Consider the following 23,812-nt stretch of genomic DNA (forward strand, 5'->3'; position numbering starts at 1 on the left):
CCGGTCCGGTAACAGATCTCAGTATTGGTGAATCAGGATCCAGGCACCGTGGGCAATCGGCGCCGGGCCTGTTTGCCTGCCCGTGTTTTTCCCGTTGAAGTTCGCAGATAACCAGTCGCAGCCTCTTGCCGCCTGAGCGCCAATATGCTTCAGTCGCCGCCGGATGGTCGATACTCCATCCGACCCGAAGCTTTAAACCCAAGGATCTTATCCATGCTTGCACGCTTTGCCCGATCCGCCGCCGTTTGCCTTGTCGCGGCGACTGCCTTCCATTCCGCCGCCTTGGCCGCTGATCCGACGCCAGAGACGGTAGTGGCGCGTGTCAACGGTGAAGCCGTGAAGTTCTCCGACATTTTGGTCGCGCGGGAACAATTGCCCGCCAAGTACCGCCAGGTCCCCATCGACCAGGTTTTCGAGATGCTCCAGGCTGCCTTGATTAACAATAAACTGCTGACTGTCGAGGCTCGCTTGCAAGGTCTACAAGACCTGCCAGCGATCAAGGAACGGGTTCAGCGGGTCGAAGATCAATTGATTGCCCGCCAGTTGCTTTTGGAGCATGTGAACTCGCAGATCACCGATGCGCTGATGCAGGAGTCCTATCAAAAAGTGGTGGCGCAGAATTCCGGGATCGAGGAACTCCATACCCGTCATATTCTGGTCAATGATGAAGCCTTGGCCGCGGACTTGATTGCTCAACTCAACAAGGGCGCGGACTTTGCCGATTTGGCGGTCAACAATTCAACAGGCCCGACCGGTCCCAAGGGGGGCGATCTGGGCTGGACCCGTCTGGGCTCACTGGTCCCCGAGTTCGAAGCGGCGGCCCTGACCTTGCAGAAAGGCAGCCATACCCCTGCTCCGGTCAAGACTCAATTCGGTTGGCATGTGATCAAGATGGAAGACCGTCGACTGGCTCCCGTACCGACCTATGAAGAAGCCGAGCCGGCCATTCGCGCCAAGCTTTCCAACGATATCGCCGTGGAACTCACCAAGGAGCTAATGACCCGGTCGCATGTTGAGCGGTTCAATCTGGATGGCACGCCCATGGCGGCCCCGGCGGCCCAATAGACGGCCCCGCCATGACCGAGGTTTCGCCTTTGGCTCCGGACGCCTTTCCCGATCTCCCTTCGATCGAGGGGGCTCGGCTGGCCGCTCATGCGGCGGGAATTCGCTACAAGAACCGTAGCGATCTGATGTTGATGCATTTCCCCGACGGGGCGACAGCGGCAGGAGTCTTTACCCGCTCCAAAACCGCCGCCGAGCCAATTCATTGGTGTCGGCGGGCCCTAAAGAAGAGTGGCGGAAGGGCCATGGCCCTGTTGGTCAACGCGGGGAACGCCAATGCCTTTACCGGCGAGGCCGGTGTACGGTCCGTGGAGCGCACCGCAGCCCGATGTTCCGCCGTGCTCGGGTGCCCGGAAAGGACGATTTATCTGGCGTCTACCGGGACCATTGGCGAGGATCTTCCCGACGAGCGGATTACCGACGCCATGGAAACCATTGCCGCAGGGTTATCCCCGGACCGCTGGGAGGATGCCGCCCGCGCTTTTATGACCACCGATACCTTTCCCAAGGGTGCGACCCGAACGACCCAGATCGGGCATACAAGAGTCACCTTGAACGGTATCGCCAAGGGCTCGGGCATGATTGCGCCTGATATGGCGACCATGCTGTCCTATGTGGTCACCGATGCGGACCTGCCCGCCGACGTGCTTCAGTCTTTGCTGAACGAGGGGGTTACGGGAAGCTTCAACAGCATCACCGTGGATTCCGATACCTCTACCTCCGATACCCTGATGCTCTTTGCCACCGGCAAGGCAGGCAACCCGGTACCAGGCCGGTCCACCGATCCGCTGCTCAAGGATTTCAAAAACGCCCTAAACGACTTGCTGCGCGATCTTGCTCATCAGGTGGTCAAGGACGGCGAAGGCGCCACGAAGTTCATCGAAGTCCGGGTCGCCGGGGCCGAGGACGACGGCGCCGCCAAGCGCATTGCCCTCTCCATCGCCAACTCCCCGTTGGTCAAGACCGCCATTGCCGGGGAAGACGCCAATTGGGGCCGCATTGTCATGGCCGTGGGCAAGGCAGGCGAAGCTGCCGATCGGGACAAATTGGTCATATCCATCGGTGGCGTGCCGGTGGCGACCAAGGGCCGTGCCGTGCCCGACTACGATGAAGGCCCGGTCGCGGCCCATATGAAGGGTCAGGAAATCCTTGTCGACGTCCATGTGGGCATTGCCGAAGGCCAGGCCACCGTCTGGACCTGCGATCTGACCCATGGTTATATCTCCATCAACGCCGATTACCGGACCTGAGGGTCTTTATGACCACCCCCACCCCCGACGGCTGCTATGCCGCCCAACCGCCCCATCGAGCGCTGCCGATCTTGCTGGTCAGTGCTGTTGCGTTGCTGGATGCGGATAGTCGAGTGCTGCTGGCGCAACGGCCCGAGGGCAAGGCCATGGCCGGACTTTGGGAGTTTCCCGGTGGCAAGGTACATGAGAATGAAAGCCCCGAGACCGCCCTGGTGCGGGAGCTGCAAGAAGAGTTGGGTATTGACGTGACCGAGAGCTGTCTGGCGCCGCTGACTTTCGCTTCTCACCAGTACGACGATTTCCACCTGATGATGCCGCTTTATGTGTGCCGTACCTGGAAGGGCATGGTAACGCCCCTGGAGGGGCAGGCGTTGAAATGGGTGCGCCCGGCGAAGCTGGCCGAATTCCCCATGCCGCCCGCCGACTTGCCGCTGATTCCCTTGTTGCGGGACTGGCTCTAGACCATTAGGTTGACCGGCAAATCTCACCGCATGCCGAAGAGGCTGTCTTGAAATATATCTCCACCCGCGGGCAGGCACCGGACCTGCCGTTCGATGACGTGCTGCTGACCGGCCTGGCCCGTGACGGCGGCCTCTACGTGCCCGATCAATGGCCGACCTTTAGCGACGATGACTGGCGTGCCATGCGCGGCCTGCCCTATTGGGAAATCGCCGTGCGGGTGATGCAGCCCTATGTGGCCGGGACCATCCCCGAAGCCGACTTTGCCGACATGGTGCGCGATGCCTATGCCGGGTTCGGCCATCGCGCCGTGGCCCCCATGAAGCAGATGGGCGACAACCTGTGGCTCATGGAACTGTTCCATGGCCCCACCCTGGCCTTCAAGGACATGGCCATGCAGATCCTCGGGCGGCTGTTCGACTATGTGCTGACCCAGCGCGGCGAGACGGTAACCATCGTCGGCGCCACCTCCGGCGATACGGGCTCAGCGGCCATCGAGGCCTGCCGCGACCGGGAAGCCATTGAGTGCTTCATCCTCTATCCCCATGGCCGGGTTTCCGACGTACAGCGTCGCCAGATGACCACCGTGCCATCGGACAACGTCCATTGCATTGCCCTGGAAGGCACCTTCGATGATTGCCAGGACGCGGTGAAGGCCATGTTCAATGACATCGCCTTCCGCGACGCCAAGCGCCTGTCGGCGGTCAATTCCATCAACTGGGCCCGCATCATGCCGCAGATCGCCTATTACGTGGCGGCGGCGGTCAATCTGGGAGCGCCGGAGCGCAAGGTGTCCTTTGCCGTGCCCACGGGCAACTTCGGCAATATCTTCGCGGCTTACGCGGCGGGCAAGATGGGCCTGCCCATCGAGCAGTACATCATCGGGTCCAATTCCAACGATATCCTGACCCGGACCCTTGAGACCGGCACCATGAGCATGGTCCCCGTGGTGCCGACCACCAGCCCGAGCATGGATATCCAAATCTCATCCAACTTCGAGCGGCTGCTGTTCGACCTCTATGGCCGCGACGGAGCGAGCCTGACCGAGGCCATGACCGCCTTCCGCGCCGAGGGCAGCCTGACCTTCGGCAGCAATCAGTGGGAGCCGATGAAAGCCCAGTTCACCGGCTTCCGCATGGACGATATCCAGTCCAAGCAGGCCACCAATCAGATCCATCAGCAGACCGGCGAACTGCTCGACCCCCATTCGATCATCGGCCTGAAGGCGGCCGAGGCCTGCCGCGCCAATCCGTCAGTGCCGGTAGTGGCCATGGCTACGGCCCATCCGGCCAAGTTCCCCGCCGCCGTGGAAGAGGCCACGGGCGTGCATCCGGCCCTGCCGCCCCGCATGAGCGACCTGTTCGAGCGTCCGGAACGCTTCACCGTGCAGGCCAACGATCTGGCGGGTCTGCAAAGCCATATCAGCGACGTTCTGACCATGCGGGGCCCGTCTTGAGCACGGTCAAAACCACTACCCTGCCCTCGGGCCTGCGGATTGTCAGCGATTACATGCCGTCGGTGGAGACGGTCTCCCTCGGGACCTGGGTCGAGGTGGGCACCCGCCACGAAATCCCGGCGCGCAACGGCATTTCCCATCTGCTTGAACATATGGCCTTCAAGGGTACACCGACCCGAGATGCCCGCGCCATCGCCGAGGAAATCGAAGCCGTGGGCGGTGCCATCAACGCCTATACCTCTCGCGAGCACACCGCCTATTACGCCAAGGTGCTCAAGGAAGACGCCGGGCTGGCCATGGAGATCCTCGCCGACATCCTGCAAAACTCCGAACTCGACGGTGAGGAACTGGAGCGGGAACGCGCGGTGGTATTGCAGGAAATCCATCAAGCCCACGACACCCCCGACGATATCGTCTTTGACTACCTACAGGAAACCGCCTACCCGGATCAGCCCCTGGGACGCCCGGTGCTGGGCACCGCCGACCGGATCAGCGCCTTGGAGCGTCAAGACCTCATGGATCACATGAGTGACCACTATGGGGCTTCGAGCCTGGTGGTCGCGGCGGCGGGCAAGATCAAGCACGAGGATCTGGAGGATCTGGCCGAGGAAGCCTTTGCCGGATTGGCGGGCCATGCCACCGCCAAACCTCAGCTGGCGGCCTATCAAGGCGGCGAGCACCGGGCCGAACGCGATCTGGAACAGGTCAACATGGTGCTGGCCTTCGACGGCACACCCTATGACCATAAGGACTATTACGCCACCAGCGTGCTCTCGGGGTTGCTTGGCGGTGGCATGTCCTCCCGGCTGTTCCAGGAAATCCGAGAAAAGCATGGGCTGGTCTATTCCATCTACAGTTTCTCGTCGAGCTATGCTGATGGCGGCCTGTTCGGCATTTATGCGGGCACCGGCGAAGAAGAGGTGGCGCAAGTGGTACCGCTGATCTGTGATCAGATCAAAGGCGTCTGTAACAACTTGACCGACAAAGAGGTCGCGCGCTCCAAGGCCCAGATCAAGGCGGCCATCCTCATGTCCCTGGAAAGCAGCGGCACGCGCTGCGAACAATTGGCCCGGCAGATGATGATCTTCGGTCGTCCTTTGCCCATCCCCGAGATCGTTGAACGACTCGACGCGGTGGATACCGCCACCGTCCGCCGCACCGCCCAGCGCATCTTCGCCAGCACGCCAACCCTTGCCGCCGTGGGGCCGCTGGGGCAGTTGGAGGGGTTGGAAGGCATCGGGGCCCGGCTGGGATAGATCCGACTGGCCATGGTCGTCCATCAGGCCCTGCTTGACACACGTTTTCCATTCGGCATTGTCAACGGTTCTACCGCCTGCGCCGCCGCGTTGCTGTTGGGGCTGGCGGTCTCCCCACCACCCGCGCGATGCTCCCAATAGGCCGGCTGGCCACCCGCTCGGCCTCGGGCAAGGATGGTAGGCCTGGGGGTCGGTGGCCATGCCTGCTGGCTGAAGTGACCGCGAAGGATGTGCAGTGGAGATAATTAGTGGAGTGTCACCGCAACCCAACTTACAGGCGCCGACGAATTGGAGATATTAGCAATGTGACTTTCCTCGTTTCAAAAACGCTGAAATATCACGCGGCTTTCCATGGACCCCAGGCTCCCAGTTTTTGCGAAGCCATTTTTCTAACTCTATTACATCACCCTCGGCTGCACCATTGACCCTATGCCCACGGCCATGTGGAGATAAATGCTGTAAGTTTTCGGGCAAACTATTCGGCTGATTGCCAAAATACCATGAAGCGGCAGGGTCAAAAATCAGGACAGGGCCTGAGAGATCTTTCCTCTTGTGATTTGGGGACGGGTGATATTCTGGCTGTAATCTTGTAAAAGTGTCGTCGGGCTCCTGGCGATAAACTGCGTCACTTCTCCCTCGATATTTTCTTTCATAGTTTCCGACATCTATAATTGCTTTAACCTTTCCAACATAGGAGAGAAGGCCGCGAGGATGGGGGGACGGGAAGAAGCCCGCGACCCAATCACCAGCCATCGCCACACGGCGTATTGTTGGTTTGCAAGTTGCTAAAGTAATTAATCCGTTATCGACGCAAGGTGCCATTCCGTTGTCATAAGCCAGAATATAACGATAAATTTTAGTCATGATTTATGATCTCAATGATTTTCGACAACCAATGCTTTGCTGCACAATTACTTTCAATGTTTGCTACAAACTCTTGGCCTCTTGCAACAATATGCAAACGGTCTGGACCCTGCCATCTTTCTTTATTTCCATGATATGACAAACCGGTTTCAAACAACCACTCTGGTATTTTCCACGTGCTCGTTGGCCCATCAGTTTGCGTCAGTCGTAATGAAGAGCTTGCGATCTTCGATTCATTTCCTTCCCCTATGTACAGCGTATTATTTGCGTTCCATTCGCCAATTGTGTGCGGATGTGATCGCGAAAAGGCTGCTAGGCTCAGGACCCATAAAAGGGATTCCCAATAGTCGGTGGACATGATTCCCTTCCCTGGAATTTTAGGGAGGGGAAAGCCGATGCAGAGCCATCATTTCTGGTTGTCCGACAAACAATTCGAACGCCTTCAACCGTTGCTGCCGAACAAAACAAGAGGCGTCCCGCGCGTCGATGACCGGCGGGTGATCAGCGGCATCATCCATGTTCTTCGCCACGGCTTGATGTGGCGTGACGCGCCCGTCGCCTATGGACCGCACAAGACCCTGTACAACCGCTTCGTCCGTTGGAGCGAGGCCGGAGTGTTCGGCCGGATCTTCGCCACCCTGGCCGCCGAAAGCACGGCCACCCATACGGTGATGATCGACGCCACCCATCTCAAGGCCCACAGGACGGCGGCGAGCCTGCTCAAAAAGGGGCTGTTCCCCGCCGTATCAGGCGCACCAAGGGCGGCCTGAATTCGAAACTGCATGCCGCCTGCGATGCCGATGGAAAGCCCCTGATCCTGCTGCTGACCGAAGGACAAGTCAGCGACTATCGCGGCGCCGACACCATGCTCCCTGCATTCCCTGATGCCGACGACCTGATCGCCGACAGGGGATACGACAGCGACCGTTTCCGCCAGGCCCTGCTTGATCTCGGCATCGAGCCCTGCATTCCAGGTCGCTCGAACCGCGAAGAGGAAATCCTTTACGATAAAGCCCTCTACAAGCAGCGAAACTTGATCGAGCGCATGTTCGGTCGGCTCAAGGACTGGCGGCGTATCGCCACCCGCTACGACCGTTGCGCCCATACCTTCATGAGCGCAATCTGCATCGCCGCAACCGTCATCTTCTGGTTATGAGTCCTGAGCCTAGACAGTCAGCTGGTCTCCACACTCGGTCTTGATCAAGTATCCGGGTCAATTCCTGGACATGGAACAGAGGAGACCAGCTATGGAGTATTTTGTTGGAATGGACGTATCGATGGCAAGCATTTCGATCTGTGAGATTGATGCAAAGGGAACCGTCATTCGCGAAGGCAAGGTGTCAAGCACACCCGAGGCGGTCGCCACTTGGCTCGAGGAAAGCGGGCGTGGCTTTGCGCGAATTGGGTTGGAAGCTGGCCCTCTGGCGCCTTGGCTGTACGCAGGACTGTCCAGTCGGGGCCTCCCTGTGATTTGTATCGAGACCCGGCAAATGAAGGCCTTTGCCAGCGCCAGCCCAGTCAAGACGGACCGTCGCGACGCCCGCTTGATCGGCCAGGCGATGCGGACCGGTTTGTACCGCGCGACCCACGTCAAGACCGCGCGCAGTCAGGAGCTCCGGATGGTGCTGACCCATCGGGAGACCCTGGTTCATCAGGTCCGTCAGTTGTCCAATACGGTACGAGGAACATTGAAAGCTTTCGGCCTCAAGGTCGGTATGGCGCGCGGACGCCTTTTCGCGGCGCGGGTTCGGGAATTGACGGCTGATAACCCGCACCTCAGCGCAGCCGCCGAGCCGCTCTTGCTTGCGCGCCAAGCCTTGCTCGAACAACTCGACAAGCTCGACCGGCAGGTTCATGCCGCTGCGCGCGATGATAGCGTTTGCCGGCGCCTGATGACCGTTCCCGGCGTCGGCCCGGTTACCGCCCTCGCTTTCAGGACAGGACTCGACGTGCCGGAACGGTTTCAAAAGTCGGTCATGGTCGGCGCCCACTTCGGGCTTGTCCCACGCAGATACGCCTCGGGAGAGCAGGACCGAAGCGGCCCCATCAGCAAGTGCGGAGATGCCATGGTTCGTTGGCTTTTGTTCGAGGCCGCCAATGCACTTCTCACTCGAACCCGCCGTTGGTCCTGGCTCAAACACTGGGGGCTCGCGGTCGCCAAAAGGCGCGGGATGAAACGCGCCAAGGTCGCCGTTGCCCGGCGTCTCGCCGTAATCATGCATCGCATGTGGATCGACGGCACGGACTTCCAGTACCGCAAGGAGGAGACCGCCATCTAAACACAGCGAAAACCGAGATCGCCTGAAGGGCGGCCAGGACGCGTGGCGACGCGCGGGGCTCGGATGACAGCGCGCAGGCTGCAGTGGCGTAAGACCACGCTTTTCAGATTGCTGCACCCGATCCCCCTTGATCCCCATCATGCGGCGACGACGTCGACCGCGGACAGAAGCAAAGGGCGCCACATACCCCAGGTTCAAACCGACGGCTTGGAAATCAGCTTGACTCAAATGACTCGATTACAGAAGAAGCAGCCTGTTAAAGCCTATCGCGGGTTGGCTATGGGGCGTGACTGATAGGGTTTTGTCTTTAGCGCGTGTCGGGTTCCATCGGACCCGTTGGATACGCCCGACCCTATTGCAATCGATCAAGTGGTCACGCAAGGACGAGAGATCATTCTCCGCGTCCGGCGCGCCTGCCCGCGGTTCGGGGGGGGCGCCGTGGGTCCATGAAGCCTGTCTACGGACAGGCCGGAGGTTGTTACCCCTCACCGCCGTCCAGGTATTCCTCGATCAGGTCATAGATCACCGGGGCGTCGTCCTCGCCGGTGACGGCCAGATTGGTGCGCTCGCCAAAGGTATTGAGCAAATAGCCCCGGGCAATGCAGATCTCTTCCAGCGCCGTGACAAAGGGCACCAGCACCCGGTCGTTGAGGGCGTCAGCGGTGTCGCAGGCCTCCATACGGGCCAACAGGTCTTTGTGGAAATCCTTGGTTTTCATGCGTGCCCCGCTTCGCTGGACAGCAACAACGCATCAATGCCCAAACGAGCCAATGCCTGATCCCATTTGTGTTCCTGGTCGGGGCTGAACACCAAACCCGGATCGCCGGGCAGATTGAGCCAGCCATTGGCCAGGATCTCGCCATCCAATTGCCCCGGCCCCCAACCCGCATAGCCCAAAGCCAATAGGGACTGGAACGGTCCTTGGCCATCGGCGATGGCGCGCAGGATATCGACGGTGGCGGTCAGGGCGATCTGGTCATCCACCATAAGGCTGGAATCCTGCAAATAGTCCGAGGAATGAAGGACAAAGCCACGACCGGAATCCACCGGGCCGCCAAAATGGATGCGGATACGGTCGTCGGCGCCCCCGGGATCGATTTCCAGTTGCTCCAGCAAATCGGGCAGAGTCAGGGATTCCATGAGCCGATTGACCACCAGACCCATGGCGCCCTCGGGCCCATGGGCGCAGATGTAGATCACCGCGTGCTCAAAGCGCGGATCGCCGATGCCGGGCATGGCCACGAGGATCTGCCCGGCCAAATTATCCAGATCTAAGGGTTCTTCTATTTTCATAGCTCCATTATCGCATGTACCGGCGCCGCAACCCAATACCCTTGTCGCGGAAATCCGCCGATCCGGTCAAAATACCGTGACAAGGGCCGGCAAGTCTTTTCCCTACCGCGGAAGAGGCTATATTCACCCCATGATGATTCGCATTCTAATGATGTTCTTGCTGACCCTCGGGATCTTGGCACACAAAGCCCAGGCCGCCGGGTCCGATTGGATCGACCTGGAGCATGTTTCCCTGCGCCTGATCGCGGCGGACAATGCGCTGCCCGGCGACGAGGCCCGGATCGGCCTGCACTTCAAACTGCAAGACGAATGGAAAATCTATTGGCGGTCCCCCGGAGATGCCGGATTTCCGCCGCAGGTAAAATGGCAGGGCTCCAAGAATCTGGCCGGAACCGAGAGCCATTGGCCCGCCCCTATCCGCTTTTCCACCAGCGGCATCGAGACCATCGGCTACAAGCACGAAGTGGTGCTGCCCATGACCGCCCGCCTGGAAACGGCGGGAGAGGGCCTATCCCTGCGCGGCAACGTGGATTTTCTGGCTTGCGCCGAGATCTGCATACCTTATCAGACGGATATCTCCTTGGACCTGCCGGGGGGCCAACCGACGTCATCGAGTGCCGAAGCTTTTCTAATTGAAGACTACATGGCCCGTGTGCCCGGAGACGGCCGCCAACATGGTCTTTCCATTGAGCCGCTGAGTGGATTGACCAGCGGTGAGAAACCCTTGCTGATTGCCTCGGCACAGAGCCAGACTCCGTTCGATGCCCCTGACCTCTATGTGGAAGGCCCACCGGAGCTGATATTCGGTAAACCGCAGGCACGCATTGGCGGTGACGGTCGCCTGGTGACCTTCCAAATCCCAGTGGATGGCCTGGCCGACCACCCCACTGGCGGCATCGGTGCCGAGTTGACCTTGACCCTGGTTGATGGCGAGCGCTCGGCGGAACGCAGCGTCCAACCGGTGCAGAATCTGCAATTGCCAGAAGCCCTGCTGGAAACCTCGACCGAAAGCGACGTTTCCATTTCCTTTATGTTGCTGATGGCTGTCGTCGGCGGATTGATCCTCAACCTGATGCCCTGTGTGCTGCCGGTTCTGTCCATTAAGCTGTTGGGAGTCATCGGCCATGGCGGCGGCGATCCACGCACGGTCCGACTGGGCTTCATCGCCTCGGCGGCGGGTATCGTCGCCACCTTCATGGTCTTGGCCGGAGCCCTGATCGGCCTTAAGCAGGCCGGGGCCGCCATCGGATGGGGAATTCAATTTCAACACCCCTGGTTTCTGACCGGGATGGCCTTGTTGGTCACTTTGTTCGCCTGCAATCTGTGGGGTTGGTTCGAGATCCGGCTGCCCCAATGGCTCAATGATCTGGGCGCCGGTTCCGGCCCCTCGCATGGCATGGGGGGGCATTTCCTGACCGGGGCTTTTGCCACCCTGTTGGCCACCCCTTGTTCTGCGCCATTCCTCGGCACGGCTGTCGGCTTTGCCTTGGCCCGGGGCGGCGGGGAGATCCTGGCCGTATTCATCGCCATCGGCCTGGGCATGGCCCTGCCCTACCTTCTGGTTGCCTTGCGTCCGACCCTGGCCACGCGCCTACCCAAGCCAGGGCCCTGGATGATCACATTGAAGAAGGTCTTGGCTCTGGCCTTGGCGGCAACGGCGGTCTGGTTGGTAACGGTGATGATCGCCCAGATCGGTCGGGAATCGGCCTTGGTTATTGGCCTGATGCTGCTTGCCATGGTCGGGCTATTCGCCCTGCGCGCCCGACTGGGCAAGCTGGATCGTGTCGCCCCCGCCGTGGTGGTTCTCCTGGCCTTGGGGAGTTTCTGGGTGCCCCGGGGCGAGCCGGAAATCACCCCTCAATCCTATGACGGTCCCTGGAAGCCCTTTGACCTGGCGGCCATTCCCGCCCTGATCGCCGAAGGTAAAACCGTGTTCGTGGATGTGACGGCGGATTGGTGCATCACCTGTCAGGTCAACAAGGCGGCGGTGCTGGCCGTGGACCCGGTGCATACGCGGCTCGGGAGTCCGGATGTGGTGGCCATGAAAGCCGATTGGACCCGCCCTAGCGATACGATTTCAGCCTACCTGGCTCAGTTCGGTCGCTTTGGCATTCCGTTCAATGTGGTTTATGGCAAGCGCGCGCCGCTGGGACTTCCGCTACCGGAGTTGCTCACAACGGACCTGGTCATGGAGGCTCTGGACAAAGCCGCCGAAAGCCGCATGGAGGCCCGCCAATGATCGCCGTCGGTGACTTGTTTCCGGATGTGACCCTGAAAACCTTCGATGGCGACGGCGCCATGGTTGATCAGTCCACCGCCACCCTTTTCACCCAAGGACGTTCGGTGTTGTTCGGCCTTCCCGGTGCTTTCACACCCACCTGTTCAACGATGCACCTTCCCGGCTACGTAAAAGCCCGCGACCGTTTTCAGGCAACCGGCGTTGATTGCCTTGCCTGTCTTTCGGTCAATGACGCCTTTGTCATGCGGGCCTGGGCCGAGAGCCTGAACGTGCTCGGGACGGTCGCCATGCTCGCCGACGGCAATGGTACCCTGACCCGCGCCCTGGGCCTGGACACCGATGCCTCGGCCTTTGGCATGGGGCTGCGCGCCCAACGGTTTGCCATGACCTTGGATGCGGGCCGGGTCAGCGGGTTGTTCGTGGAGGCACCAGGAGAATACCGGGTCTCGGACGCGGAATATGTGCTTCGACAGGTCTGAGACCGCGAACTAGGCAAACGAACCTTCAGACTGTACCATGGCGTGAAAAGCCGGTAGCGGCACCCTGTTCCATCGGACATAAGGTCACCAGCCGTGACATCACTGCAGACCCGGTTGATCATTCTAATCGGTAGCTTGATGCTCCTGGCCTTTTCGGCCCTGGAGGGGCTCGCCTACTATCGCGCCAAGGAAGCGGCGGTGGCTGAAGCTTTTGACAAAGCCGAGCGGTTGCGCGGTGTGCTGATGGCCCTGCGGCGGGTCTATCAACATCAGTTTCTGGAAAGCGGCATTGCGCTGACACCGCAAACCATCGGGTTTTTGCCTGCCCATTCAATTTCCAGAATATCCAAGGACTTCAAGGACTGGGACCGGTCGGGCGTTTCCTTCAACAATGTGTCGGACAACCCTCGAAACAAGAACAATCTGGCCGACGGCGTGGAGATGGCGGCCATCGAGTTCTTCCGGGCGAATCGCGACGCCGAGAAACGGCTGACCACCTATCGATCCGGCCAGGAATCCTACTTCCACTATTCCAGCCCCATTTGGGTCGAGGAATACTGTTTGAAATGTCATGGGCGCAAGCAAGACGCACCGCCAGCCATTCAGCTATCCTACAACAATGCCTTCGATATGAAGGCTGGTGATCTGAGGGGAATCGTCAGCATCAAGATTCCCGCCGGGGACTTGAATGAGAAAATCTGGCATACAGTGAAACAGGACATCGCCGTCCACCTGCTGGTTTTCATCGGGCTATTCACCATCATCATCCTGACCGTACGCCGTTTTCTGACCCGTCCGGCCATCAAGTTGTCCGAAGGCCTGGATGCCGTGGCCCAGGGCAATCTGAGCTACCGGATCGGCGGATTGGAAGGGGAATTTGCGCAGATCGGCGACCGCTTCAATCAGATGGGCGAGCAGTTGGCCAAGACCAACAACGAACTGAAGCGCTCCAATGAAGAGTTGAGCCAATTCGCCTATGTTTCTTCCCACGACCTGCGGGAACCGCTCCGCATGGTGACCAGCTATGTCCAACTACTGGAGCGCAAATGCCACAGCGTGCTGGACGATGAGGGACGCCAGTACATTGGCTATGCGGTGGATGGCGCCCTGCGCATGGACAGCCTGATCAACGACCTGCTGGAATTCTCGCGGGTGGAAAGCAAGGGTCAACGCCCCACCGAAGTGGAAAGCACCGATGTGGTGATGGAGGTGTTGGAAAACCTCCATACCCTGATCGATGAATCCAACGGACGCGTCACCTTTGAGGGCCTCCCGCGCATCTCCGCCGATTCAGCTCAAATGATCCAACTGTTCCAAAACTTGATATCCAATGCCCTCAAGTATGGCCGTCCCGATGTACCACCGGAAATCCACATCGTGGGTCAGACCGAGCAGGGGCTGACGACCTTCTCGGTCATTGATAACGGCATTGGTATAGATCCCCGCTATCAAGACAAGATTTTCGTTATTTTCCAGCGCCTGCATGCACGGGAAGAATTCAGCGGAACGGGGATTGGCCTGGCCATTTGCAAGCGAATCGTTGAACGCCACGGTGGAACGATCTGGGTGGAAAGCACCCCTGGCGAGGGATCGACCTTCCACTTCACCTTGCCAACGGCTCCGTAAAACTCAGGAGTCCGAGGCTGACGATCCTGCCGCCACCATGTCTGTGGGAATCATCGTGTAATCCCCCGCCTCGTCCCGGAACGGGCTTAGATTGTCGATAAACTGTTGCGTGCTGACCGCCCAGGAGAAGGTTTCCGCGTGGGCGCGACAGACATCGGCCGGAATGCCCAAGGCTTTTTCAACCGCCAACTCCAGGTTTTCGTCCAGCACCCCGGCGGGACTGTCGCCGATGACATCCAACGGACCCGGCACCGGATAGGCGGCCACCGGCACGCCGGAGGCCAGGGCTTCGATGAGAACCAGCCCAAAAGTATCGGTACGGCTCGGAAACACAAAGACATCGGCGGCGGCATACCAGGCGGCCAGGTCCGCGCCATGCCGGGCACCGGCGAACAGAACATCGGGATGGGCCTTGCGCAGAGACTCCAGTTGCGGTCCATCGCCCACGACCACCTTCTGACCGGGATTGCCCAAGGACAAAAAGGCTTCGATATTTTTTTCCACCGCCACCCGGCCCACATAAAGCTGGATGGGCCCCTCGATCCCTTGCAGCTCCTTGGGGGGGCTATTGCGGTATTGAGGCCGGAACTGGTCGGTATCCACGCCCCGGGTCCAACGGCGAATATCCTTGAACCCACGCTCCTCAAGCGCCTGCTCGATGGTTTCCGTCGCCACCATGACCCCCGAGGAGGCGCCATGGAACCATCGCACGAAGGCATAGGACCAGGCCAACGGCAGCCGCGTGCGGGCATGGATGTATTCCGGAAAGCGGGTATGATAGGCGGTGGTGAACGGCAGCCCCCGGCGGCGGCAATAACGTCTCGCGGCCAATCCCAGGGGCCCCTCCGTGGCAAGATGGATGGCACAGGGCTGGGCCGTGTCCAACAGCTTTTTCACCTTTGGTCCGGGGAATAGCGCCAGGCGGATTTCCGGATAAGTGGGACAGGGCGTGGTGCGGAACTCGTTCGGGGTGATATAGGTCACCTCATGGTTCCGGGCCGTCAGGTGCCGACCCAGGGAATCCAAGGTGCGGACCACTCCGTTGACCTGGGGGTACCAGGCATCTGTAACAATGACGATATGCACGGGAACCTTCGGATCTAGGCCGGCTCCGGGATCTTGCCCGGCGCCGCCTTGGTTGAGGGTGTCGCAGGGGCCGGAGCTATTTCCCGAACCGTCGCGTCGATGGGGGACAGGTCGCGGAGCTTCAGCCAATCGAGAACCTCCAACCGTCCGTCGGGATGCTCGACCAGAGCCGTGCAGCTTTCCACCCAATCGCCGTCGTTGGCATAGGTGATGCCGTCCATGTCATAGAGTGCCGTGGCATGAATATGGCCGCAGACGACGCCTTCGACGCCCCGCTTGCGGGCCTCTCCGACCACCGCTTCCTCGTATCGGCTGATATATTCGACGGCATTCTTTACCTTATGTTTCAAATAAGCCGAAAGGGACCAATACCTGAATCCCAATTTCCGGCGCGCCAGGTTCAGCCAGTGATTGGTTTCCAGCAGCATCTCGTAGGCCCAGTCCCCGATCAAGGCCAACCACCTGGCATACTTTACCACCGCATCGAACTGGTCGCCATGGATTACCAGATAGCGCTTTTTATCGGCCGCGGTATGAATGGCCTCGGTCAGAACGGCGACATTACCGAAGCGTTGTTTGGCGAAATCACGGAAATTCTCATCGTGGTTGCCGGGGATGTAATAGACCTTGGTCCCCTTGCGGGCCTTGCGCAGGATTTTCTGCACCACGTCATTATGGCTTTGGGCCCATTCCCATTTGCGGCTCAGGCGCCAGTTGTCGACGATATCGCCGACCAGATAGAGGTAGTCGGATTCCGTGTGCCTGAGGAAATCCAGCAGATACTCCGCCTTGCAGCCTTTGGTCCCCAAATGGATATCGGAAATCCAAATGGTCCGGTAGCGTAGTTTGGTGGTCCCCAAGGCGTTCATGGCGCGGCCCCCAGCCGATGCGCGGCGCTTCGGGGCTTCGCCTATGTTGTGGCAGCCCCAATGATATCTTCAACATTCTGTAGCCACATGGGAGGGTGCTGTCTAGGTGTCCACCCCCATTTTCACGAAACATTAAAGAATTCGTCGCCGCTTTGTAGTGCTGAAGTTTCACTTCCCATTCCATATTATTTATGTATTGTAACTGCAATCAATTATTCACATGTCCTGGTGCAGTATAAACTCAAAACAAGCAAAACAAATATGATCGATCCCTATCAGAAGACCACCACCCGGCGAATTCTGGTCATCCACAACCCCATCGCCGGAAAACGTCATGGAGGCCTGTTCCAGCGGGTCATCGACAAGCTCCGTGATTTCGGCTGTATGCTGACCATTCGCGACACCACGCGACGGGGCGACGCGGAAACCTTTGCCAGCGAGGCCTCGGCGGATCAGTTCGATGCCCTGGTGGCCGCCGGTGGCGATGGCACCATCAATGAAGTGATCAACGGATTGGACGATTTTCGGTTGCCTCTGGCCATTGTCCCGCTGGGAACAACCAATGTTTTGGCCCGGGAAATCGGTTTGGCCGTGCAGGCCGACGCCATCGCACGGACCATCGCCGAGGGCAACCCGACCCCGATTCATGTGGGACTGGCCAACGATCGCCGCTTTATTCAGATGGCCGGGATCGGCTTCGACGCCCAAGTGGTGGCGCAGGTCAATCCGTCGATCAAGAAGCTCATCGGCAAGGGAGCCTATGTGGTCGAAACCTTTGCCCAGTTGGTGAAGTACTCCTTCCCCCGGTATCGGTTGACCCTTGATGGAAAGCCGGAGGAAGCGGCCTCAGCGGTGATATCCAACGGTCGCTACTACGGCGGCAAGTTCGTCTGTACCCCGGATGCGCGGCTGGAGAACGGCGATTTTCAAGTCTGCCTGTTCCGCAACTCCGGTCGCTGGAACACCCTGCGCTATGCCTGGGGCTTGGTCACCGGTCGCCTGGGCGGTTATCGCGACGTGGTGATTATGACGGCACGGGAAATCACTGTTGAGGGCCCCGTGGGCGATCCGGTCCAAGGCGATGGCGACGTGCTGGGGCACCTCCCAATCACCTTGAGCCTTGAACCCCGTCGGTTGACACTGCTCACCCCGTAATCAGGTTGTCCAGGGCGATCTGGACTGTCATAGTTCCAAGTTCAAAAACTTGGCACGGATCGGGGAAAAACCGGCATGGCTGATACGGAAATTCAAACCAACGGTGACGAACGAGACGAATTGGCAAAACTGCGCAAGGAAGCGTCGGCGCGGATCAGCGAGCTCACTCGAGAACTGGTCACCGTGCTCCGCGAATTGGGTAAACAGTTCGAAGAGCGTGGCAGTCTGCCCAAGGCCAAGGAATGCTATCGGCGGGCGTTAAAGCACTTTCCCGGCCATGCCCCGGCCTTGCTGGATCTGGCCCGGTTGCTCAAAAAAGACAATCAACTGGAAGAGGCCCTGCCGGTCTATCAGCGCCTGGCCAAGCTGCGGCCGGACGATGAAACCGTGGCCAAGGCCATCGCCTCGATCATGGTCGGGCTCGGCCACGAAAACGAAGGCCGAGAGTCCTTGATGGATTATTACCGCCGCCTGCCCTGGTCGGCCCATCACGTCAATCCGCCAGGTCGGCCGCAGGTGATGATCACCCGCGCCTTCGACAATGCCTATTACATGATCGGACGGAAGACCGACGCCAAGGCCCAGACCCGGATGCGTGGCGGCCATTTCAGCACCCGCTACCTGCTTGACTACGGCCACTACGAAACCTTTACCGCCACCATCGTTGACGACAATATTCTGCGCGGTCCGACGCCGGAACACGCGTTGTTGCTCAATACCATTGCCGATGTGGATCTGGACGCGGAGGATCTGCGCACCCTGGCCACCTTCCTGGAACGGCATCCGGATATGCCGGTCATCAACCGCCCCGAAGGCATTTTACAGACGGGACGAGACGAGAATTATCGCAACTTTGATCCCATCGACGGAGTCCGCTTCCCGCGCACCGAACGGCTGGAAAGGGGCTCCTCCAATGCCCCGGAATTGGCGGAACAGGTAGAATCTAGAGGCTTTGTCTATCCCGTCATCCTGCGCGAGACCGGATCCCAGACTGGGGATTCCCTGGCCCGGATCGGCACCCACGAAGACATGGTGGAATACTTCGCCGCCTCCGATGCGGATAGTTTCTATGTCATTGAGTTCATTATCTGCCCGTTCCCGGAAAACGAAAGCTTCTACAACAAAAAGCGCATCTATTGCATTGATGGCCAGATCTTCCCCGTGTCCTCACACATTGACAAGATCTGGAACGTGCATGGCTTCAATCGACCAGAAGTCATGGCCAAGACCCCTTGGATGATGGCGCACGAAGAAGCCTTCTTGAAGGATCCAAGGCAAATCATGGGGGACAAGGCCTGGAACAGTCTGACCGAGGTGACACACGGGATCGGACTGGATTTCTTCGGCATTGATTTCATGGTCACCGATGATGGCTCGCTGCTCATATTCGAAATGAACGCCGCCATGCGCCACAGCTTCAAGCATGTGCCCCTGTTTCCCTATATGAAACCGTACCTGGAGGCGGTCAGCGCGGCGTTCGAGCGGATGGTGGCAACGCGGTTGGGAGTGGCCGACCAATAACCGAAAAAACGGCGGTCCAAAGACCACCGTTTTTTTGTCACCAGGATTGGGCGTGGGTCTCAGGCGGCCTTGCGGCTACGGCGACGGGCGATACCCAGCCCTGCCAATCCAACACCCAGCAGCGCAAGCGACGCGGGCTCGGGAACAACCGTGGCGGCGGCGCCGACATTGAATCCGTAATAGCTTTCATAGCGGTTGGCGGACCAGCTGATGGATGTCACCGCCCCGAGGAACTGGATCGCCCCGTTGCCCTCGCGACCGTACAACACATTGCTGGCGGTCTGGATCAAGGGGCCATTACCCCAATTGCCGCCGCCCGTGCTCAGGAATTCGAAATCCTGGTCGAAGGTGAGGTACAAGCCAGTGCCGCCATTGCCGATACTGAAGAATGTCATGACCGGGTCAATGACCGCCTGGGCAAACGTGACCGTGTTCGACCCGGCATAAATCTGGGTTATGGAATCAACCGGGGCGTTGTCGATCACGGTACTGCCGGTGTAGGCGCCGGGGGTGCTGGACTCCCGCCACCGGCGGGCATCACTGCTGATACCGGTTCCCGAGGCCCCCGAATAACCGACACCAATCGTTGCCCCATTCTGGCTCAGGATGCCGCTGCCCAGAGAAGTCCAGTCCGTCCAGCTTATGACGTCCGCCTTGGCCTCTTTAACAACACCGATAGCCACCATGGCGGCAGCCACGAACGAAACCGTTAACGTCTTGCGGATCATGTATTATCTCCTACCAATTCTTAATCAAAAAACCATTCAATGGTCGTTTAAGAAAGAAAGCAATTATCGAGCCAGATAGATTTGGAAAAAAATAACTTACTAAAAGATAAGTAGATGCCTCACCTACAGAAAATGCGACTAACTTGCACCCGTGGTTGACCTGTCAAAAATGCGGACAGTTTTGGCTGTTATACCAACCTGCAATCCAGGCCCGAGCGTGTGTCCGGTCCAATTGGCCCTGTTGTACGCCCGCGACTGTATTGGAATCGATCACGATTTTCGTGTTTGATCGAACCCGGTCAAATACAACGTAATCTAACAGGCTGCTTCTGTAATCGAGTCTTTTGAGTCAAGCTGATTTCCAAGCCGTCGGTTTGAACCTGGGTTATGTGGCGCCCTTTGCTTCTGTCCGCGGTCGACGTCGTCGCCGCATGATGGGGATCAAGGGGGATCGGGTGCAGCAATCTGAAAAGCGTGGTCTTACGCCACTGCAGCCTGCGCGCTGTCATCCGAGCCCCGCGCGTCGCCACGCGTCCTGGCCGCCCTTCAGGCGATCTCGGTTTTCGTTGTGTTTAGATGGCGGTCTCCTCCTTGCGGTACTGGAAGTCCGTGCCGTCGATCCACATGCGATGCATGATTACGGCGAGACGCCGGGCAACGGCTACCTTGGCGCGTTTCATCCCGCGCCTTTTGGCGACCGCGAGCCCCCAGTGTTTGAGCCAGGACCAACGGCGGGTTCGAGTGAGAAGTGCATTGGCGGCCTCGAACAAAAGCCAACGAACCATGGCATCTCCGCACTTGCTGATGGGGCCGCTTCGGTCCTGCTCTCCCGAGGCGTATCTGCGTGGGACAAGCCCGAAGTGGGCGCCGACCATGACCGACTTTTGAAACCGTTCCGGCACGTCGAGTCCTGTCCTGAAAGCGAGGGCGGTAACCGGGCCGACGCCGGGAACGGTCATCAGGCGCCGGCAAACGCTATCATCGCGCGCAGCGGCATGAACCTGCCGGTCGAGCTTGTCGAGTTGTTCGAGCAAGGCTTGGCGCGCAAGCAAGAGCGGCTCGGCGGCTGCGCTGAGGTGCGGGTTATCAGCCGTCAATTCCCGAACCCGCGCCGCGAAAAGGCGTCCGCGCGCCATACCGACCTTGAGGCCGAAAGCTTTCAATGTTCCTCGTACCGTATTGGACAACTGACGGACCTGATGAACCAGGGTCTCCCGATGGGTCAGCACCATCCGGAGCTCCTGACTGCGCGCGGTCTTGACGTGGGTCGCGCGGTACAAACCGGTCCGCATCGCCTGGCTGATCAAGCGGGCGTCGCGACGGTCCGTCTTGACTGGGCTGGCGCTGGCAAAGGCCTTCATTTGCCGGGTCTCGATACAAATCACAGGGAGGCCCCGACTGGACAGTCCTGCGTACAGCCAAGGCGCCAGAGGGCCAGCTTCCAACCCAATTCGCGCAAAGCCACGCCCGCTTTCCTCGAGCCAAGTGGCGACCGCCTCGGGTGTGCTTGACACCTTGCCTTCGCGAATGACGGTTCCCTTTGCATCAATCTCACAGATCGAAATGCTTGCCATCGATACGTCCATTCCAACAAAATACTCCATAGCTGGTCTCCTCTGTTCCATGTCCAGGAATTGACCCGGATACTTGATCAAGACCGAGTGTGGAGACCAGCTGACTGTCTAGGCAATCCCTGACTGCTCGATTACCGCCATCTGAAAAAGTCCGATTTCGAGCCTGTGGCGACACATGCTTCGATAAGCTCAGCATGAGGGCCTTTGAATTTTCAATATGTTAGCCTCACCCTGGGCTTGTCGAAGGGCGAGGCGGGCCGTTGGACAACGATTTTTCAGCAGCCTGTTAAAGCCCCGCCAGCGACATGTCGTCGATGCGGATGGTCGGGGCGTCGGTGCCGTAGCGGAATTCCAGATCATCCGCTGGGACCATGCGGGCAAACATTTCCAACAGGTTCCCGGCGATGGTAACCTCGCTGACCGGATAGGTCAGTTGTCCATTCTCGATGCGGAATCCGGTGGCGCCTCGGCTGTAGTCGCCGGTCACGCCGTTGATGCCGAAACCGATCATCTCGGTGATATAGAGCCCGTCTTTGATATCGGCCATCAGGTCGGCGGGCGAGACGGTTCCGGCAGCCATATACACATTGGTGGCCGAAGGCGATGGCGGGCCGCCGGTCCCTCGGGCCGCATGGCCGGTGGGGGTAAGACCCAACTGCCGCGCCGAGCGCAGATCCAGCAGCCAGGTGGTCAGACTCCCGCCGTCGATGATCTTGCGTTGCCGGGTGGCCAGGCCCTCGGCGTCGAAGCCCTTGGAGCGCAGCCCTCGATTGCGATGGGGGTCTTCGAGGATATCGATACCCGCCTCGCATACGGCCTGCTCCATCTTGTCTTTCAGATAGGATGTGCCCCGGGCGATGGAAGGACCGGTAATGGCTGAAATCAGGTGCCCCACCAAGCTGCGCGACACCCGCGGGTCATAGATCACAGGCAGGGTGGCCGACGGGATCTTTTGCGGGTTGAGGCGGCGCACCGCCTTTTCCCCCGCCGTGCGGCCGATGTCCTCGGCCCCCCGTAGATCATCCAGATAGACCGCCGAATCATAGTCATAGTCCCGCTCCATGGCGGTCCCCTCGCCGGCCAGGACCGAGGCCGACAGGCTATGACGGGATTCTGCCCGCTGTCCGGTGAAGCCGTTGCTCGCCGCAAGGCAGACCTGGGTTCGCTGCCATCCGGCCTCGGCGCCTTCGGAATTGGTCACGCCCGGCACCGCCCGAGCGGCTGCTTCCGCCTGACGGGCTCGCTCGGTCAGTTTCACCACATCCATATCACCGGGATCGCTGCTGTCGAGGGTTGGCAGTTCGCTGGCCAGCTGGTCCGGATCGGCAATGCCGCAATAGGGGTCTTCGGGGACCTCGCGGGCCATGGCCACGGCGCGAGTCACAAGTTCGTCCAGGGACTCCTCCGACGGATCGGAGCTGGATACGACGGCCTGTCGCCGCCCAACGAACACCCGCAGACCCAGATCCTGGCCCTCGGAGCGCTCCAGCTTTTCCGTTTCGCCCAACCGCATGGCCAGGGACAAGGACGTGCCCGACACATGCACCGCGTCGGCGGCGTCGGCCCCGGCCTTGCGGGCCTTGGCGATCAGGTCGGTGAGAAGATCAAGGGTTTCGGGCATGGGGCGGTCTTTCTACAGGAAGGAAGGGACTGCATTCACATAAGGGATCGAACCGCCAAATCCAAGGCCGGTTTATTCGAACTCCATCTCCATATAGACGTTTTGGGCATTGCGCTTGGCGATCTGCTCGAACACTTGAAGATAGCTGAAGGCCGATTGATCGATGGCGATGCCTTCCTCGATGGCGCCGCCGCGCTCCAGGATCGCCCCGATTTCCTTGCGCAGATAGGCTAGGTAATCATGGGTATCGGCCCGCGCCTTCTCGATGGTGGTGGGGTGACCATGGCCCGGCACCACATGGGCGGGGTTGAGAGCCTCGACTGCCTTGAATGCTGCGATCCAGGCATCGGTATCGCGCGCCGGGCCGGTGCCCAGGGCCCGCTCGGTGAACACGATATCACCGGTGAAGACGATCTTTTTCTCCGGCATCCAGATGAAGGCATCACCCGGTGTATGGGCCGCGCCCACATGATAGAGCTCGAAGCTCTCGCCGCCGAAGCTCAGGTCCAGGCGCTCTTCGAAGGTTTGGTCCGCATGGGTGGGTTCAGTGCCTTCCAGCGTTTCCGCGCCCATCAATTGAGTCAGCATGAAGAACTGGCCTTCGGTACGGTCTTTCTGATCAGCGACGGCCGCCGCCGAGGCAATGATGCGGGCCCCGCGCTGCTTGAAATAGCCATTGCCCAGCCAGCGGTGATCCTGCCCACCACTGTTGATTACAATTTTGACCGGTTGGTCGGTAACTGTACGGATGGCCGCCTCGATGGCCGCCGCCCCCTTGGCACTGCCGCCGGGATCCACCAGCAGCACCCCCTGATCGGTGACCACGAAACCGAAGGTACAGTTGTTACCCAGGTTGTCGGCGGACCGTTGTTGATGCGGACCAACGATGGCATAGACGTTATCGGCCACTCTCTCTACCGACAGCCCGGCGGCCTGGGTAGCGGAGGCGATCAACAAAGCGGCGAAGGCAAGAATGAATCGGGTCATTATGGAAC

The 23,812-nt window shown here is 59.6% G+C and carries 22 protein-coding genes; 12 read left to right on the forward strand and 10 right to left on the reverse strand.

What is annotated here, in order from left to right; translation table 11 throughout:
* The first annotated feature begins 213 nt into the window (after positions 1-213).
* From MGMAQ_RS13460 to MGMAQ_RS13480, 5 genes are read left to right on the forward strand one after another with little or no spacing between them, the layout of a single operon-like run.
* On the forward strand, positions 214-1,065 hold the full coding sequence (locus MGMAQ_RS13460) for a peptidylprolyl isomerase (protein ID WP_052716385.1): 852 nt from the start codon (positions 214-216) through the stop codon (positions 1,063-1,065).
* Between the two features lie 11 nt (positions 1,066-1,076).
* Positions 1,077-2,312: a bifunctional glutamate N-acetyltransferase/amino-acid acetyltransferase ArgJ gene (gene argJ / locus MGMAQ_RS13465; RefSeq protein ID WP_046021947.1), complete on the forward strand. Its 1,236-nt coding sequence runs from the start codon at positions 1,077-1,079 to the stop codon at positions 2,310-2,312.
* Positions 2,313-2,320: 8 nt separating this feature from the next.
* Positions 2,321-2,773: a (deoxy)nucleoside triphosphate pyrophosphohydrolase gene (locus tag MGMAQ_RS13470; protein ID WP_082085437.1), complete on the forward strand. Its 453-nt coding sequence runs from the start codon at positions 2,321-2,323 to the stop codon at positions 2,771-2,773.
* Positions 2,774-2,820: 47 nt separating this feature from the next.
* Positions 2,821-4,227: a threonine synthase gene (thrC, locus tag MGMAQ_RS13475; RefSeq protein ID WP_046021948.1), complete on the forward strand. Its 1,407-nt coding sequence runs from the start codon at positions 2,821-2,823 to the stop codon at positions 4,225-4,227.
* Entirely contained in the window at positions 4,224-5,483 is a 1,260-nt protein-coding gene (locus MGMAQ_RS13480) for a pitrilysin family protein (protein WP_065814696.1), read from the forward strand. Before thrC ends, MGMAQ_RS13480 begins: the two co-directional genes overlap by 4 nt.
* A 297-nt stretch (positions 5,484-5,780) precedes the next feature.
* Here MGMAQ_RS13480 and MGMAQ_RS20770 read toward each other — a convergent pair whose 3' ends face one another.
* Together MGMAQ_RS20770 and MGMAQ_RS20775 are read right to left on the reverse strand one after the other, a co-directional pair.
* Positions 5,781-6,347, reverse strand: coding sequence for a hypothetical protein (locus MGMAQ_RS20770; protein WP_148560954.1), 567 nt, complete (start codon positions 6,345-6,347; stop codon positions 5,781-5,783).
* Entirely contained in the window at positions 6,340-6,705 is a 366-nt protein-coding gene (locus MGMAQ_RS20775) for a hypothetical protein (RefSeq protein WP_148560955.1), read from the reverse strand. Before MGMAQ_RS20775 ends, MGMAQ_RS20770 begins: the two co-directional genes overlap by 8 nt.
* Positions 6,706-6,742: 37 nt before the next feature.
* Here MGMAQ_RS20775 and MGMAQ_RS20465 point away from each other — a divergent pair.
* Together MGMAQ_RS20465 and MGMAQ_RS13495 are read left to right on the forward strand one after the other, a co-directional pair.
* Positions 6,743-7,503 (forward strand): IS5 family transposase gene (locus MGMAQ_RS20465; protein WP_148560956.1). Its coding sequence is split into 2 segments (ribosomal slippage): positions 6,743-7,063 and positions 7,066-7,503, totalling 759 coding nucleotides; the frame shifts between segments, so codons are not numbered across the junction.
* Positions 7,504-7,594: 91 nt separating this feature from the next.
* Positions 7,595-8,626 (forward strand): IS110 family transposase, encoded by a 1,032-nt coding sequence (locus MGMAQ_RS13495; RefSeq protein WP_046021950.1) that lies wholly within the window; start codon positions 7,595-7,597, stop codon positions 8,624-8,626.
* 478 nt (positions 8,627-9,104) lie between these two features.
* Here the strand turns inward: MGMAQ_RS13495 and MGMAQ_RS13505 are convergent, their stop codons facing one another.
* Both MGMAQ_RS13505 and MGMAQ_RS13510 read right to left on the reverse strand, forming a co-directional pair.
* On the reverse strand, positions 9,105-9,344 hold the full coding sequence (locus MGMAQ_RS13505) for a hypothetical protein (protein ID WP_046021952.1): 240 nt from the start codon (positions 9,342-9,344) through the stop codon (positions 9,105-9,107).
* Positions 9,341-9,919: a YqgE/AlgH family protein gene (locus MGMAQ_RS13510; RefSeq protein WP_046021953.1), complete on the reverse strand. Its 579-nt coding sequence runs from the start codon at positions 9,917-9,919 to the stop codon at positions 9,341-9,343. Before MGMAQ_RS13510 ends, MGMAQ_RS13505 begins: the two co-directional genes overlap by 4 nt.
* Before the next feature lie 130 nt (positions 9,920-10,049).
* Between MGMAQ_RS13510 and MGMAQ_RS13515 the strand changes: the two genes are divergently transcribed.
* The 3 genes from MGMAQ_RS13515 (at position 10,050) to MGMAQ_RS19710 (ending at position 14,263) form a co-directional block, all read left to right on the forward strand.
* Positions 10,050-12,158, forward strand: a complete 2,109-nt coding sequence (locus tag MGMAQ_RS13515; RefSeq protein ID WP_052716386.1) for a protein-disulfide reductase DsbD — start codon at positions 10,050-10,052, stop codon at positions 12,156-12,158.
* Entirely contained in the window at positions 12,155-12,637 is a 483-nt protein-coding gene (locus MGMAQ_RS13520; protein WP_046021954.1) for a peroxiredoxin, read from the forward strand. Before MGMAQ_RS13515 ends, MGMAQ_RS13520 begins: the two co-directional genes overlap by 4 nt.
* Positions 12,638-12,730: 93 nt before the next feature.
* Positions 12,731-14,263 carry a DUF3365 domain-containing protein gene (locus tag MGMAQ_RS19710; protein ID WP_148560957.1) on the forward strand — a complete coding sequence of 511 codons (1,533 nt, stop codon included), beginning with the start codon at positions 12,731-12,733 and terminating at the stop codon, positions 14,261-14,263.
* Between the two features lie 3 nt (positions 14,264-14,266).
* Here MGMAQ_RS19710 and MGMAQ_RS13530 read toward each other — a convergent pair whose 3' ends face one another.
* Positions 14,267-15,349, reverse strand: a complete 1,083-nt coding sequence (locus tag MGMAQ_RS13530; protein ID WP_046021955.1) for a glycosyltransferase family 1 protein — start codon at positions 15,347-15,349, stop codon at positions 14,267-14,269.
* Positions 15,350-15,363: 14 nt separating this feature from the next.
* Positions 15,364-16,218, reverse strand: coding sequence for a UDP-2,3-diacylglucosamine diphosphatase (locus MGMAQ_RS13535; protein WP_046021956.1), 855 nt, complete (start codon positions 16,216-16,218; stop codon positions 15,364-15,366).
* 261 nt (positions 16,219-16,479) lie between these two features.
* On the opposite strand from MGMAQ_RS13535, the gene MGMAQ_RS13540 reads away from it, so the two are divergent.
* Positions 16,480-17,373, forward strand: a complete 894-nt coding sequence (locus tag MGMAQ_RS13540) for a diacylglycerol kinase family protein (protein ID WP_046021957.1) — start codon at positions 16,480-16,482, stop codon at positions 17,371-17,373.
* A gap of 75 nt (positions 17,374-17,448) precedes the next feature.
* Positions 17,449-18,894: a tetratricopeptide repeat protein gene (locus MGMAQ_RS13545; RefSeq protein ID WP_046021958.1), complete on the forward strand. Its 1,446-nt coding sequence runs from the start codon at positions 17,449-17,451 to the stop codon at positions 18,892-18,894.
* 59 nt (positions 18,895-18,953) lie between these two features.
* Here MGMAQ_RS13545 and MGMAQ_RS21420 read toward each other — a convergent pair whose 3' ends face one another.
* The 4 genes from MGMAQ_RS21420 to MGMAQ_RS13565 form a co-directional block, all read right to left on the reverse strand.
* Positions 18,954-19,622 carry a PEP-CTERM sorting domain-containing protein gene (locus MGMAQ_RS21420; RefSeq protein ID WP_046021959.1) on the reverse strand — a complete coding sequence of 223 codons (669 nt, stop codon included), beginning with the start codon at positions 19,620-19,622 and terminating at the stop codon, positions 18,954-18,956.
* Positions 19,623-20,194: 572 nt separating this feature from the next.
* A complete protein-coding gene (locus MGMAQ_RS13555) occupies positions 20,195-21,226 on the reverse strand; it encodes an IS110 family transposase (RefSeq protein ID WP_046020119.1) in 1,032 nt (343 codons plus the stop codon).
* A gap of 256 nt (positions 21,227-21,482) precedes the next feature.
* Entirely contained in the window at positions 21,483-22,817 is a 1,335-nt protein-coding gene (locus MGMAQ_RS13560) for a TldD/PmbA family protein (protein WP_046021960.1), read from the reverse strand.
* A 72-nt stretch (positions 22,818-22,889) separates the two neighbouring features.
* The gene (locus MGMAQ_RS13565; protein ID WP_046021961.1) at positions 22,890-23,804 is read right to left on the reverse strand and encodes an MBL fold metallo-hydrolase; all 915 of its coding nucleotides are present in this window, start codon (positions 23,802-23,804) and stop codon (positions 22,890-22,892) included.
* Positions 23,805-23,812: the final 8 nt, after the last annotated feature.

The sequence above is a fragment of the Magnetospira sp. QH-2 genome (assembly GCF_000968135.1).
Taxonomy (GTDB): Bacteria; Pseudomonadota; Alphaproteobacteria; order Rhodospirillales; family Magnetospiraceae; genus Magnetospira.

Bases quoted from the DNA above. Each gene is read 5' to 3' on its own strand.
- MGMAQ_RS13460 (WP_052716385.1), top strand. From the start codon at position 214: ATGCTTGCACGCTTTGCCCGATCCGCCGCCGTTTGCCTTGTCGCGGCG.
- argJ (WP_046021947.1), top strand. From the start codon at position 1,077: ATGACCGAGGTTTCGCCTTTGGCTCCGGACGCCTTTCCCGATCTCCCT.
- MGMAQ_RS13470 (WP_082085437.1), top strand. From the start codon at position 2,321: ATGACCACCCCCACCCCCGACGGCTGCTATGCCGCCCAACCGCCCCAT.
- MGMAQ_RS20770 (WP_148560954.1), bottom strand. From the start codon at position 6,347: ATGACTAAAATTTATCGTTATATTCTGGCTTATGACAACGGAATGGCA.
- MGMAQ_RS20775 (WP_148560955.1), bottom strand. From the start codon at position 6,705: ATGTCCACCGACTATTGGGAATCCCTTTTATGGGTCCTGAGCCTAGCA.
- MGMAQ_RS13495 (WP_046021950.1), top strand. From the start codon at position 7,595: ATGGAGTATTTTGTTGGAATGGACGTATCGATGGCAAGCATTTCGATC.
- MGMAQ_RS13505 (WP_046021952.1), bottom strand. From the start codon at position 9,344: ATGAAAACCAAGGATTTCCACAAAGACCTGTTGGCCCGTATGGAGGCC.
- MGMAQ_RS13510 (WP_046021953.1), bottom strand. From the start codon at position 9,919: ATGAAAATAGAAGAACCCTTAGATCTGGATAATTTGGCCGGGCAGATC.
- MGMAQ_RS13515 (WP_052716386.1), top strand. From the start codon at position 10,050: ATGATGATTCGCATTCTAATGATGTTCTTGCTGACCCTCGGGATCTTG.
- MGMAQ_RS13520 (WP_046021954.1), top strand. From the start codon at position 12,155: ATGATCGCCGTCGGTGACTTGTTTCCGGATGTGACCCTGAAAACCTTC.
- MGMAQ_RS13535 (WP_046021956.1), bottom strand. From the start codon at position 16,218: ATGAACGCCTTGGGGACCACCAAACTACGCTACCGGACCATTTGGATT.
- MGMAQ_RS13540 (WP_046021957.1), top strand. From the start codon at position 16,480: ATGATCGATCCCTATCAGAAGACCACCACCCGGCGAATTCTGGTCATC.
- MGMAQ_RS13545 (WP_046021958.1), top strand. From the start codon at position 17,449: ATGGCTGATACGGAAATTCAAACCAACGGTGACGAACGAGACGAATTG.
- MGMAQ_RS21420 (WP_046021959.1), bottom strand. From the start codon at position 19,622: ATGATCCGCAAGACGTTAACGGTTTCGTTCGTGGCTGCCGCCATGGTG.
- MGMAQ_RS13555 (WP_046020119.1), bottom strand. From the start codon at position 21,226: ATGGAGTATTTTGTTGGAATGGACGTATCGATGGCAAGCATTTCGATC.
- MGMAQ_RS13560 (WP_046021960.1), bottom strand. From the start codon at position 22,817: ATGCCCGAAACCCTTGATCTTCTCACCGACCTGATCGCCAAGGCCCGC.
- MGMAQ_RS13565 (WP_046021961.1), bottom strand. From the start codon at position 23,804: ATGACCCGATTCATTCTTGCCTTCGCCGCTTTGTTGATCGCCTCCGCT.